At 71.4% G+C, this 12,174-nt stretch carries 10 protein-coding genes; 8 read left to right on the top strand and 2 right to left on the bottom strand.

Annotated elements, in window-relative coordinates; all coding sequences use genetic code 11:
• Positions 1–174 precede the first annotated feature (174 nt).
• Genes AQJ91_RS04345 through AQJ91_RS04335 form a run of 3 tightly spaced genes read left to right on the top strand, consistent with a single transcriptional unit; the run spans position 175 to position 3,752 of the window.
• Positions 175–1,719, top strand: a complete 1,545-nt coding sequence (locus AQJ91_RS04345; RefSeq protein ID WP_067016515.1) for an amino acid adenylation domain-containing protein — start codon at positions 175–177, stop codon at positions 1,717–1,719.
• Positions 1,716–2,963: a ferredoxin reductase domain-containing protein gene (locus tag AQJ91_RS04340; RefSeq protein WP_067016513.1), complete on the top strand. Its 1,248-nt coding sequence runs from the start codon at positions 1,716–1,718 to the stop codon at positions 2,961–2,963. The genes AQJ91_RS04345 and AQJ91_RS04340 overlap by 4 nt, the downstream gene beginning before the upstream one ends.
• 21 nt (positions 2,964–2,984) lie before the next feature.
• Positions 2,985–3,752 carry an enoyl-CoA hydratase-related protein gene (locus AQJ91_RS04335; protein ID WP_067016511.1) on the top strand — a complete coding sequence of 256 codons (768 nt, stop codon included), beginning with the start codon at positions 2,985–2,987 and terminating at the stop codon, positions 3,750–3,752.
• On the opposite strand, the gene AQJ91_RS04330 is transcribed toward AQJ91_RS04335, so the two are convergent.
• Positions 3,739–4,425, bottom strand: coding sequence for a SanA/YdcF family protein (locus AQJ91_RS04330; RefSeq protein ID WP_067016510.1), 687 nt, complete (start codon positions 4,423–4,425; stop codon positions 3,739–3,741). The two genes, AQJ91_RS04335 and AQJ91_RS04330, sit on opposite strands and share 14 nt — an antisense overlap.
• Before the next feature lie 315 nt (positions 4,426–4,740).
• Between AQJ91_RS04330 and AQJ91_RS04325 the strand changes: the two genes are divergently transcribed.
• The 4 genes from AQJ91_RS04325 to dnaG all read left to right on the top strand — a co-directional run bounded on the left by AQJ91_RS04325 (position 4,741) and on the right by dnaG (position 10,450).
• A complete protein-coding gene (locus AQJ91_RS04325; protein WP_067016508.1) occupies positions 4,741–5,547 on the top strand; it encodes a sirohydrochlorin chelatase in 807 nt (268 codons plus the stop codon).
• Positions 5,548–5,721: 174 nt separating this feature from the next.
• Positions 5,722–6,996 (top strand): deoxyguanosinetriphosphate triphosphohydrolase, encoded by a 1,275-nt coding sequence (locus tag AQJ91_RS04320; RefSeq protein ID WP_067016506.1) that lies wholly within the window; start codon positions 5,722–5,724, stop codon positions 6,994–6,996.
• A 135-nt stretch (positions 6,997–7,131) separates the two neighbouring features.
• The gene (locus AQJ91_RS04315) at positions 7,132–8,397 is read left to right on the top strand and encodes an NAD(P)/FAD-dependent oxidoreductase (protein ID WP_067016504.1); all 1,266 of its coding nucleotides are present in this window, start codon (positions 7,132–7,134) and stop codon (positions 8,395–8,397) included.
• Between the two features lie 148 nt (positions 8,398–8,545).
• Positions 8,546–10,450 (top strand): DNA primase, encoded by a 1,905-nt coding sequence (gene dnaG / locus AQJ91_RS04310; protein WP_067016502.1) that lies wholly within the window; start codon positions 8,546–8,548, stop codon positions 10,448–10,450.
• A 6-nt stretch (positions 10,451–10,456) separates the two neighbouring features.
• Here the strand turns inward: dnaG and AQJ91_RS04305 are convergent, their stop codons facing one another.
• Positions 10,457–10,663, bottom strand: coding sequence for a hypothetical protein (locus AQJ91_RS04305; RefSeq protein WP_159054480.1), 207 nt, complete (start codon positions 10,661–10,663; stop codon positions 10,457–10,459).
• Between the two features lie 138 nt (positions 10,664–10,801).
• On the opposite strand from AQJ91_RS04305, the gene AQJ91_RS04300 reads away from it, so the two are divergent.
• Complete coding sequence (locus AQJ91_RS04300; RefSeq protein ID WP_067016498.1) at positions 10,802–12,082, top strand: RNA polymerase sigma factor; 1,281 nt, start codon at positions 10,802–10,804, stop codon at positions 12,080–12,082.
• The last annotated feature ends 92 nt before the right edge of the window (positions 12,083–12,174 follow it).

Below are 12,174 nucleotides of genomic sequence, written 5' to 3'. Positions count from 1 at the left end.
TCAAGCACGGCGCGCGCCTCGGACATGGCGTTGGCGCCGCACGACGCTGCATGACTCCGCACGGCGTTCGACATACCGGGCATGCCCGCCGCTCATCCCGGCTGCAGCCATCCGTGGCTCCGCCGCGTGTGGCAATCCGTCATTCGAAACAGCCCGCCAGGAGGTCTCCCGAACATGCCCCTGCGCCACTTGACCCCCCGCGACCAGCACCTCTTCTGGGCCTACGGACGCGGCCCCACCGTCCCCGTCCCGGACCCGCTCGTCCACCGCGCCGTCGCCCGCCAGGCCGCGGCCGCCCCGCACACCGTCGCCGCCGAACACCAGGGCACGCACCTCACCTACGGCGACCTCGACCGCCACTCCGACGCCCTCGCCGCCCGCCTGGCCCGCGAGGGCGTACGCCCCGGTGACCACGTCGGACTCTTCGTCCGCCGCTCCCTGCCGATGCTCGTCGGCCTGCTCGGCATCCTGAAGGCGGGCGCCGCCTACGTCCCCCAGGACGTAGGCCTGGCACCCCCGGCCCAGCTCGGCCACGTCGTCCGCACCGCCCGCACCCGCGTCGTCCTCACCGTCGCCGAACACGCCCACCGCGTGCCGCTGCCCGACGGCCACACCCTGATCACCCTCGACGAGCCGCTGCCGTACGCCCCGGCACCGAACCCGGTGATCACCCCGGACGACGGCTGCTACGTCCTGTTCACCTCCGGCACCACCGGCCGGCCCAACGGCGTCGAGGTCACCCACCGCAACGTCGCCAACATCCTCCTCACCGAACCCGGCGGCCTCGGCATCCGCCCCGGCGACCGGGTGGCCCAGCTCCTCAACATCGCCTTCGACATGGCCGCCTGGGAGATCCTCGGCTGCCTCACCCACGGCGGCACCCTCGTCATCCGCGGCAAGGACATCGCCGCGGCGGCCCGCACGGCGGACGTGATCATCGCGACCCCGACGGTCCTGTCCGGCATCGACCCGGCGCTGTGTCCGCGCGTCCACACGGTCGCCGTCGCCGGCGAGCCCTGCCCGCGCCCGCTCGCCGACCTGTGGGCACGGCACGCCGCCTTCCACAACTGCTGCGGGCCCACCGAGACGACGATCGTCAACACGATGCGCCGCCACCGCCCCACCGACCCGCTCCTCACCATCGGCCGCCCGACCCCCAACAACACCGTCTACGTCCTCGACGCCGACCTCCGTCCCCTCCCCATCGGCGAGGCCGGCGAGATGTGGGCGGGCGGCGACTGCGTCTCGGCCGGATACCTGGGCAACGCCGAACTCAACGCCGAGCGTTACGCCCCCGATCCCTTCCTCGGCGCCGGCCACCGCATGTTCCGCACCCGCGACCTCGGCCGCTGGACCCCCGGCGGCGAGCTCGAACACCTCGGCCGCACCGACGACCAGGTCAAGGTGCGCGGCTTCCGCGTCGAACTCGACTCCGTGTCCTCGGTGCTGGAGTCGGTGGACGGCTGCCGGCGCGCGGTCACCCTCAGACGGGACGCCCGCACCCTCGTCTCCTTCGTCTGCCCGGCCGACGTCGACCCGGACACCGCCCGCGACGCCGTCGCCGACGCCCTGCCGTACTACTGCGTGCCCTCGGAGGTCGTCCCGCTCGCGTTCCTCCCCGAGACCGACCGCGGCAAGATCGACAAACAGGCGTTGCTGCGGATGGTCGAGGAGCGGGTGGCCGAGGAGCGGGTGGCTCTTCAGGCGGTGGCCCGATGACCACGTCACTCGACCGGGAGGCCGTCGAGCTTCCTCCGCTCCTCTCCGGCCCCCGCCGCCTGCTCAAACACCCGCGTCTGATGCACTACAACCGGCTGGCGGCGCTGGTGCTGCTGGCCAACCTGGTGTTCCTGTACGCCGCTTGGCCCCTGACCACGCCCACCCTGGGCCACGCGGCACTCGCCAACCTCGCCCTGGCCGTCGTCGCCCGCCAGCAGTACGTCATCAACTTCCTCTTCCGGCTGGCCACTCGGCCGTCGACCCGCTGGCCGCTGCGGATCCGCTGGACGCTGGGGAAGGTGTACCACTTCGGCGGGCTGCACGTGGGCGGGGCGCTGGCCGGGGCGGGCTGGTTCCTGGCGTTGACGGTCAGGACGACCAACAGGCCGCTCATGGCCGTCGGTTGGACCCTGATCGCCCTCCTCGCCGTCATCATCACCACGGCCCTTCCCCCCTTCCGCTCCCGTCACCACGACCACTTCGAGAAGATCCACCGCATCGGCGGCTGGACGGCCCTCGCCCTGTTCTGGACGCACACGCTCCTCTCCACCCCCGGGGCCGCGGAGGTGTCCGTACTGGCGGTCGTCACCTTCAGCGTCGCCCTGCCCTGGCTGCGACTGCGCAAGGTGGACGTCCGTGTCGAACGCCCCTCCCCGCACGTCGTGCTGGCCCGCTTCAACTACGGCGAGACCCCCTTCGCCGGCTCCTCGACCGCGATCAGCCGCAGCCCGCTGAAGGAGTGGCACTCGTTCGCCAACGTGCCGTCCCCCGGCGAGTCCGGCTTCCGGCTCACGATCTCCCGCGCCGGGGACTGGACGGGGTCGTTCATCGACGACATGCCGTCGAAGGTGTGGGTCAAGGGCATCACCACGGCCGGCGTCGCCAACATCGAGACCCTGTTCAAGAAGGTGGTGTACGTCGCGACCGGCAGCGGCATCGGCCCCTGTCTGCCCCATCTGCTCGCCGCCGAGGTGCCCTCCCGGCTGGTCTGGGCGACCCGCGACCCCCGGACGACCTACGGCGACGGACTCGTCGACGAGATCCTCGCCGTCCAGCCGCACGCCCTCGTCTGGGACACCTCCCGGCACGGCAAACCCGACATGGTGCGGCTGGCGTACGAGGCGTACCGGGACTTCGGCGCCGAGGCGGTCATCTGCATCTCCAACAAGAAGCTGACCTGGCAGGTCGTGCACGGCCTGGAACGGCGCGGGATTCCGGCGTACGGCGCGATCTGGGACTCGTAACTCTGCGCTCTGGAGGGTGAGATGAACAACCTGAAGCTCGAACGCCACGACCGCGTGGTGACGGTACGCCTGCACCGCCCCCACGTCCGCAACGCCCTCAGCGGCGACCTGCTCGCCGAACTCCTCGCCGCCCTGCTCCCGTTGGACGCGGACCCCGAGGTCGGCTGCTTCGTCGTCACCGGGTCGGAGAAGGTGTTCGCGGCGGGCGCCGACATCAAGGAGATGGCGGGGCGGACGGCGGCGGACATGGCGGCCGAGGACTACTTCGCCGCCTGGGAGGAGTTCGCCGGCCTCCGGACGCCGAAGATCGCCGCCGTCAACGGCTACGCGCTGGGCGGCGGCTGCGAACTCGCCATGATGTGCGACCTCGTCATCGCGGGCGAGTCGGCGGTCTTCGGCCAGCCGGAGATCAAGCTCGGCGTGATCCCGGGGATCGGCGGCACCCAGCGCCTGACCCGGCTGGTCGGCAAGGCGAAGGCGATGGACCTGGTCCTCACCGGCCGCACGATGGACGCACGGGAGGCCGGAAGCTGCGGTCTTGTCTCCCGAGTCGTCCCGGACGACCAAGTGCTGCCCCAGGCCCTCGAAGCGGCCGCCACCATCGCCTCGTACGGCCGGGCAGCGGTCACCGCCGCCCGTGAGTGCGTGAACCGGGCCCTGGAGACCGGCCTGCGCGACGGCATCCTCTTCGAACGCCGGGTCTTCCACGCCCTGTTCGCCACGGAGGACCAGAAGGAGGGCATGAGCGCGTTCCTGGAGAAACGCGCCCCGCGCTTCACCGGCCGCTAGCCAGCGCCTCCCGGACCCCCGGTTCCTGCCGTCCGAGGAACCGGGGGTCCGGCTCGAAGACGGCGTCCAGGGCCGCCTTGCCCGCCGCGAGGATCTCCCGGGTGCCGCCGTAGTACCAGGTGGCGTCGTGCCTCGCGTCGACGCCGACGCCGTACGACGCCACCCCCGCCTCCTGGCACAGCGCGACCGCCCGCCGGATGTGGAAGCCCTGACTGATCAGCACCGCCTCGTCGACGCCGAAGATCTTCTTGGCACGGACACAGGAGTCCCAGGTGTCGAAACCGGCGTAGTCACTGACGATGCGGGCGTCCGGGACGCCCTGCCGGGTGAGATAGGCCCGCATCGCGTCCGGCTCGTCGTAGTCCTCGCGGCTGTTGTCGCCGGTGACCAGGACGACCTCGATCCTGCCCGTGCGATACAGCTTCGCCGCCGCGTCCAGACGATGGGCCAGATACGGCGACGGCTCCCCGGCCCACAGACCCGCACCGAAGACGACCGCGACCTCGGTCCGGGGCACATCGTCCACCGTACGCAGCCGGTCACCCGGCACGACGTACATCCAGGTGGCCGGCAGCAGCGCCAGCACACACCCCGCCATCACGGCCTGCACCAGCCGCCGCTGTCCGGCACGCGTGCGTGGCAGGCGCGGTCTGCGCAGCTTGGGTAGGCGCATGGGGCGGTCCCTCCCGGGTCGGCTCTCTCGACAGTCAGAGACGTGCCGTAAAGCCGCGCGGTTCGCCGCCGGCCACGTGACCAGCTTCACTACGCCCACGAAACCGCAGGTCACGCCACCTCACACACCCCGTGCACCCCACCGTGAACCCCCGGAAAACCCCCGTCATTCTCATGCAACGGGGTGGCAACCTCCCCCCGCCACCATCACTTCATGACGGCGACGAGTAAGTCGGAAGCTCCTCGCGAAGAGACCACGCCCCGACCCGGCGCGCAGCCGCTCCCGGGGGCCCACCTCGACAGTACGGCGCACATCATGAACCGGATCAGCAGCCAGCTCGCCAGCCAGCTCAGCTTCGTTTCGCTCGACGGCCGGCGCCGCCCCGAACCGCCCGCGCTCGTCGTCGTGGCCCACGGAAGCCGCGACCCGCGTGCCCTGAGCACCGTACGCACGCTCCTCGACCGGGTCCGCGAACTGCGCCCCGGCCTCCCCGTCCACCTGGGCCACATCGAGCTCAACGAGCCCCTGCTGCCCGACACCCTCGCCTCCCTGGGCACCGGCGAGGCCGTCCTGGTCCCGCTCCTCCTCAGCCGCGGCTACCACGTCAAGCGCGACATCCCCGAGATGGCCGCCAAGACCCAGGTACGCGCACGCGTGGCCGCCCCGCTGGGCCCGCACCCCCTCCTCGTGGAGACCCTGTACGCCCGCCTGGTCGAGGCCGGCTGGCGCACCCGCATGGACGAGGCCACCCGCCGCGTGAGCGCGGTAGTCCTCGCCGCGGCCGGCTCCCGAGACCCCGCGTCGAAGGTGGACACGGGCCGCACGGCCCAGCTCCTGGCGGAACGCCTCGGCGTCCCCGTAGTCCCCGCCTACGCCACCACGGCCGCCCCCACAGTCCCGTCCGCAATCCACGCCCTGACCGCCCGAGGCCGCCACAGGATCGCGGTGGCGTCCTACTTCACGGCCCCCGGCCGCTTCGCAACGGAATCCGCGGAGGCGGCCCCGTGGATCGCCTCGGCCCCCCTGGGCACGCACGCGGCGATGGCAAGGCTGGTCCTGCACCGTTACGACCAGGCGATAGCAACCCCGGCCACGACAACACCGGAACTGGCCTCGGCTTGAAAACGCAGGGCGAGGGCTCTGACCTGAGGGGCGCGGGGCTAAATCGATATGCGGCTCCGCCGCGTGGGCGCGACCAGCCACGGACAACCCGCACTCGCACGTGATCAGAACCCGGCAGACGAGTAGGCGCAACACAGCCCCCCAATTGTCACTGCCGCCGCTTACTGTCGAGACATGGAAGGCAACGCACCGCACCCATACGACACGGCATCAGTAGACCGATGGGCCCCCGAACCGGACAAACGCCCAGGCCGCACAGCCTTCCAACGCGACCGAGCCCGCGTACTCCACTCCTCCGCCCTGAGAAGACTCGCCGGCAAAACCCAGGTCGTCACACCCGGCGAACGCAGCGCCACCGCCTGGGACGCCAGCCCCCGCACCCGCCTCACCCACTCCCTGGAGTGCGCCCAGGTAGGCCGAGAGCTGGGCGCAGCCCTCGGCTGCGACCCCGACCTGGTAGAAGCGGCCTGCCTCTCCCACGACCTCGGCCACCCCCCCTTCGGCCACAACGGCGAACAGGCCCTCAACGAATTCGCCGAGGACTGCGGAGGCTTCGAGGGCAACGCCCAGTCCCTCAGGCTCCTCACCCGCATCGAACCCAAACGGTTCACCCCGGAGCGCTCCGTGGGCCTCAACCTCACCCGCGCCACCCTGGACGCCGCCACCAAGTACCCGTGGCCACGAGGCGCCCACCCCACAGACCCGAAGTCCCCGAAGTTCGGCGTCTACGAGGACGACCGCCCCGTCTTCGACTGGGTCCGCAAGGAAGCCCCCGGCGCCCGCACCACCTTCGAGGCCCAGGTCATGGACTGGTCCGACGACGTGGCGTACTCCGTGCACGACGTCGAGGACGGCCTGCACGCCGGCCACATCGACCCCAACTGCCTGCACGCGGAACCGGAACGCCAGTCGGTCTTCGCGGCCGCCCTGGGCCGCTACGTGCCCGAGGACACCGACCCGGCGGAACTGTCCGCCGCCCTCGACCGGCTCCTCGCCCAGGAATGGTGGCCGCACGGCTACGACGGCACGGCCGTCGCCCAGGCCCGCCTTAAGGACGCCACCAGCCAGCTCATCGGCCGCTTCTGCCTCGCCGCCGAGGGCGCCACGCGCGCGGCGTACGGCACCGGCCGGCTGACGAGGTACGGCGCCGAACTGGTCGTACCGCACGAGACCCGTCTGGAGTGCGCGGTCCTCAAGGCCGTCGCCGACCGGTACGTCATGCAGCGCGCCGAGCAGGAGCGGCTCCGCGCCGACCAGCGGATCGTCGTCGCCGAACTGGCCGAGGCCCTCACCGCCCGCGCCCCCGACGGCCTGGACCCCCAGTTCCGCGCCCTGTTCGACCGCGCCGCCGACGACCGCGCCCGCAAGCGCGTGCTCGTCGACCAGATCGCGTCCCTGACGGACGCCTCGGCACGCTCACTGCACGCACGGCTGAGGGAGACCCCGTGAGACCGAAGGGGCGCGGGTGACGTAAAACGAACCCGAATGTGACACTCCGTGGCCTGATCGGGCCACTCCCTCTTCCCCCATCACGCTGCGTGCGGGACGCTCGCATGTGGCGGCACCCTTACGAGGAGGCATCAAGTGGTCGACGCGGATCAGACATTCGTCATCGTCGGAGGCGGACTCGCCGGCGCGAAGGCGGCCGAGACACTCCGAGCGGAGGGCTTCACGGGCCGGGTGATACTGATCTGCGACGAGCGCGACCACCCGTACGAGCGCCCGCCCCTGTCCAAGGGCTATCTGCTCGGCAAGGAGGAACGCGACAGCGTCTTCGTGCACGAGCCCGCCTGGTACGCCCGCAACGACATCGAGCTGCACCTCGGCCAGACCGTCGACGCGATCGACCGCACGGCGAAGACGGTCCGCTTCGGTGAGGACGGCACGGTCGTCCACTACGACAAGCTGCTGCTGGCCACCGGAGCCGAGCCGCGCCGCCTGGACATCCCCGGCACGGACCTGGCCGGCGTCCACCACCTGCGCCGCCTCGCACACGCCGAGCGCCTCAAGGGCGTCCTCGCCGCGCTGGGCCGGGACAACGGCCACATCGTGATCGCCGGCGCCGGCTGGATCGGCCTGGAGGTCGCGGCCGCGGCCCGCGAGTACGGCGCCGAGGTCACCGTCGTCGAGCCCGAGCCGACCCCGCTGCACGGCGTCCTGGGCCCCGAGCTGGGCAATGTCTTCGCCGAGCTGCACCGCGGGCACGGCGTCCGCTTCCACTTCGGCGTACGGCTCACCGAGATCGTCGGCCAGGACGGCATGGTGCTGGCCGCCCGCACCGACGACGGCGAGGAACATCCCGCCCACGACGTCCTCGCGGCGATCGGGGCCGCGCCCCGGACGGCGCTGGCGGAGGCGGCCGGCCTGGAGATCGCCGACCGGGCGGGCGGCGCCGGCGTGGTGGTCGACGAACAGCTGCGCACCTCGGACCCCGACATCTACGCCGCCGGCGACGTCGCGTCCTTCCCGCACGGCCTCTTCGGCACCCGGCTGCGGGTCGAACACTGGGCCAACGCCCTCAACGGCGGACCGGCGGCGGCCCGCGCGATGCTCGGCCGGGACCTCGTCTACGACCGTGTGCCCTATTTCTTCTCCGACCAGTACGACCTGGGGATGGAGTACAGCGGGTGGGCGCCGCCGGGGACGTACGACGAAGTGGTGATCCGGGGAGACGCGGGGAAGCGGGAGTTCGTCGCGTTCTGGCTGAAGGAGAACCGGGTGCTGGCCGGGATGAACGTGAATGTGTGGGACGTCACAGAGCCCATCCAGCAGCTGATTCGGAGTGGGGTGCGGGTGGATACGGAGGCGCTGGCGGACCCCCATGTGCCGTTGGACAGCCTGGGCGCCTGACCACCTGCCGGGGTCTGTCGTCTCGCGGGTGCGGGCTGTGCGTGGCTGGTCGCGCCCACGCGGCGGAGCCGCATATCGATACAGTCCCGCGCCCCTGGGGCGTGCAGCTCGCCCCAGTTATGTCAGTCCGCCCCCGTAGAATCACCGCGTGGCAGGACGGATCAACGACGAGGACGTGAAGGCGGTACGGGACGCGGTCCCGATCGACGCCGTGGTGTCCGAGTACCTCCAGCTGCGCAACGCGGGCGGCGGCAACCTCAAGGGCCTGTGCCCCTTCCACGACGAGAAGTCACCATCCTTCCAGGTCAGCCCGAGCAAGGGGTTCTTCCACTGCTTCGGCTGCCAGGAGGGCGGCGACACCATCACGTTCGTGATGAAGGTCGACCACCTCTCCTTCTCCGAGGCGGTCGAGCGCCTCGCCGCCCAGGCCGGCATCACGCTGCGCTACGAGGAGGGCGGCTACAACCCCGCCCACCAGCGCGGCGAACGCATCCGCCTGGTCGAGGCCCACAAGATCGCCGCCGAGTGGTACGCCGAACAGCTCGCCACCAGCCCCGAGGCGGACACCGGCCGGATCTTCCTCGCCGAGCGCGGCTTCGACCAGGCCGCCGCGGTCCACTTCGGCGTCGGCTACAGCCCCCAGGGCTGGGACCACCTCACCCGCTACCTCCGCGGCAAGGGCTTCACCGACAAGGAACTGACCCTCTCCGGCCTGTCGCAGGAGGGCCGCCGCGGCCCCATCGACCGCTTCCGGGGCCGCCTGATGTGGCCGATCCGGGACATCGGCGGCGAGGTCGTCGGCTTCGGCGCGCGCAAGCTCTACGAGGCCGACAACGGCCCCAAGTACCTCAACACCCCCGACACGCCGATCTACCGCAAGTCCCAGGTCCTCTACGGCATCGACCTCGCCAAGAAGGACATCGCCAAGTCCAGCCGCGCGGTCGTCGTCGAGGGCTACACGGACGTCATGGCCTGCCACCTCGCCGGCGTCACCACGGCCATCGCGACCTGCGGCACGGCCTTCGGCGGCGACCACATCAAGATCCTCCGCCGGCTGCTGATGGACAACGGCTCGGCCCGTGTGATCTTCACCTTCGACGGCGACGCGGCCGGCCAGAAGGCGGCCCTGCGCGCCTTCGAGGACGACCAGAAGTTCGCCGCCGAGACGTACATCGCGATCGCGCCGGACAACATGGACCCGTGCGAACTGCGCCTCGCGAAGGGCGACGAGGCGGTCGCCGACCTGGTCGAACCCCGCACACCGCTCTTCGAGTTCGCGCTCCGCCAGATCGTCGTCCGCTACGACCTCGACACCCCGGCGGGCCGCGCCGCCGCCCTCGACGAGGCCGCCCCCATCGTCGCCCGCATCAAGAACAGCGGCGCCCAGCACGAGGTCGCCGTCCAGCTCGCGGGCATGCTCGGCATCCTCGACACCCAGTTCGTGGTCAAGCGGGTGGCCCAGCTGGCACGTTGGGCGAGGGACCGCGGCGGAAAGGGCCCGGCCCCGACTCGCAACAGCGGCCCCCAGCAGTACGACGCGGCCCCCCGCCCGATGGCCGCCGGCCCGGCCCTCAACCTCCGCAACCCCGTCTACGCCACCGAGCGCGAGCTCCTCAAACTCGCCCTCCAGCGCCCGGAGCTGGTCTCCCCGGCCTTCGACGCGTACGGCATCGACGAGTTCACCGCCGAACCCTACGCCGCCGTACGCCAGACCATCCTGGACGCGGGCGGCGCGGAGTACGGCATGCAGGACTCCCAGGAGTACCTGGTCCGCGTCCGCGAGGCGGCCCCCGACAACGCGGTCCGCGCGATGGTCACGGAACTGGCGGTCGAGGCGATCATGCGCAAGACGGTGGACGAGGTGTACGCCGGCGCCCAGCTGGTCACCGTCCGCCGCCGCGCCGTCGAACGCCGGGTGCGGGACGTCCAGAGCCAGCTGGCCCGCCTCGGCAGCCATGGCGACCCGGCCCAGCTGGCCGCCGTACAGAACGAGCTGTGGGTCCTCCAGCAGTACGACCAGGCCCTGCGGGAGCACGGCGCGGCGGCGCTGTAGGGCGTCTCAGCGCCCCTCGAACGTCGGCGTCACCCCCGCACCAGCCGCTCCGCGTACTCCCGCTCGTCGGGGCTGCTCGCGCATCCTGCCGCGGGCCAGCACGATGTGCGTCAGCTTGAGACCGGCGGCCACCGCCCACCGGCGCAGCCGATCCGACTCGCGGTCACCGTCACAGCGGACCGTCGCATGGGTTTCGTACAAGGAAGCGGACACCCGCGGATCGTGCCAGATCAGATCGGGTCCGGGCATCCGGGTTTCCCGCGAGGGTAACCATGCGGTCACGCACCGGACTCAAAAAGTCACCGCACGCCCCTCGTGGCGGCGATGTGTCGTACTCCACACTGGGTTCCGGTGCCTGAGTCCTCGGAGCGCGGCCGATCCGTCCCCCACGGGTCCCACACCCCCGCGGTTCCGCTCATCGCGTACGGGACGGACAGCGGCAAGGCCGCCGACTCCGCCCCCCAAGCAGCGCTGCCGCACACCTCAGCAGCGATCACCCTGGAGGTCGCCCCCGTGCAGACCCAGACCCTCACCCAGACCGACAAGAGTACGGACGGCGCGGAGCCTGAGGCCGAGACCGACGTCCTGGGCGCGGTGCCACCGCAGAGCCGCGTCGCGCACCACCCCGAGGCGGAGCCCGAAGACCCGCCCGCCGAGGCGCTCGAGGCCGTGGAGGCCCCCGAGCCCGTGCCACCGGCCCGCAGCCGCCCCGACACCAGCGGCCCCTCGTCCGATCTGTTCCGCCAGTACCTGCGGGAGATCGGCCGCATCCCCCTCCTCACGGCGGCCGAGGAGGTCGAGCTCGCCCGCCGCGTCGAGGCCGGCCTGTTCGCCGAGGAGAAGCTCAGCAACACTCCCGACCTGGACAGCCAGTTGGCGCTCGACCTGGACCGGCTGGTCGTCATGGGCCGGATGGCCAAGCGCCGCCTGATCGAGGCGAACCTGCGGCTCGTCGTGTCCGTGGCGAAGAGGTACGTGGGCCGCGGCCTGACCATGCTCGACCTCGTCCAGGAGGGAAACCTGGGCCTGATCAGGGCGGTTGAGAAATTCGACTACGCCCGGGGCTACAAGTTCTCGACGTACGCCACCTGGTGGATCCGCCAGGCCATGTCCCGCGCCCTCGCCGACCAGGCGCGCACCATCCGAGTGCCGGTCCACGTCGTCGAGTTGATCAACCGGGTCGTCCGCGTCCAGCGCCGCATGCTCCAGGAGCGCGGCTACGAACCGACGCCGGAGGAGGTGGCCGCCCACCTCGACCTCCTGCCCGAGCGCGTCAGCGAGGTCCTGCGCCTGGCCCAGGAACCCGTCTCCCTGCACGCCCCCGTGGGCGAGGAGGACGACGTGGCCCTGGGTGACCTCATAGAGGACGGCGACGCCGCGAGCCCTGTGGAATCGGCGGCGTTCCTGCTGCTCAGGGAGCATCTGGAGGCGGTGCTGTCGACGCTGGGGGAGCGGGAGCGGAAGGTCGTACAGCTGAGGTACGGCCTGGCGGACGGCCGCCCGCGCACGCTGGAGGAGATAGGCCGCATCTTCGGCGTGACGAGGGAACGGATCCGCCAGATCGAGTCGAAGACGTTGAACAAGCTGAGGGACCACGCCTTCGCGGACCAGCTGAGGGGTTACCTCGACTGAGAAAGGGCCGCTCACCTGAAACGAGCGGCCCCCCAGCGGCTGGTGCCCCGGCAGGCAACGTTCGCCCGTCAAGGAGCGGCGTCCGGTGCGTA

It is taken from the genome of Streptomyces dysideae, assembly GCF_001514305.1.
Lineage (GTDB): Bacteria > Actinomycetota > Actinomycetes > Streptomycetales > Streptomycetaceae > Streptomyces > Streptomyces dysideae.
The sequence above is the reverse complement of the archived record's forward strand: the minus strand, read 5'-3'. Positions and strand labels throughout refer to the sequence as shown.

What these genes read in the sequence shown, in the direction of transcription:
- AQJ91_RS04345 (WP_067016515.1), top strand. Translation starts at nt 175, where the DNA reads ATGCCCCTGCGCCACTTGACCCCCCGCGACCAGCACCTCTTCTGGGCC.
- AQJ91_RS04340 (WP_067016513.1), top strand. Translation starts at nt 1,716, where the DNA reads ATGACCACGTCACTCGACCGGGAGGCCGTCGAGCTTCCTCCGCTCCTC.
- AQJ91_RS04325 (WP_067016508.1), top strand. Translation starts at nt 4,741, where the DNA reads ATGAACCGGATCAGCAGCCAGCTCGCCAGCCAGCTCAGCTTCGTTTCG.
- AQJ91_RS04335 (WP_067016511.1), top strand. Translation starts at nt 2,985, where the DNA reads ATGAACAACCTGAAGCTCGAACGCCACGACCGCGTGGTGACGGTACGC.
- AQJ91_RS04330 (WP_067016510.1), bottom strand. Translation starts at nt 4,425, where the DNA reads ATGCGCCTACCCAAGCTGCGCAGACCGCGCCTGCCACGCACGCGTGCC.
- AQJ91_RS04320 (WP_067016506.1), top strand. Translation starts at nt 5,722, where the DNA reads ATGGAAGGCAACGCACCGCACCCATACGACACGGCATCAGTAGACCGA.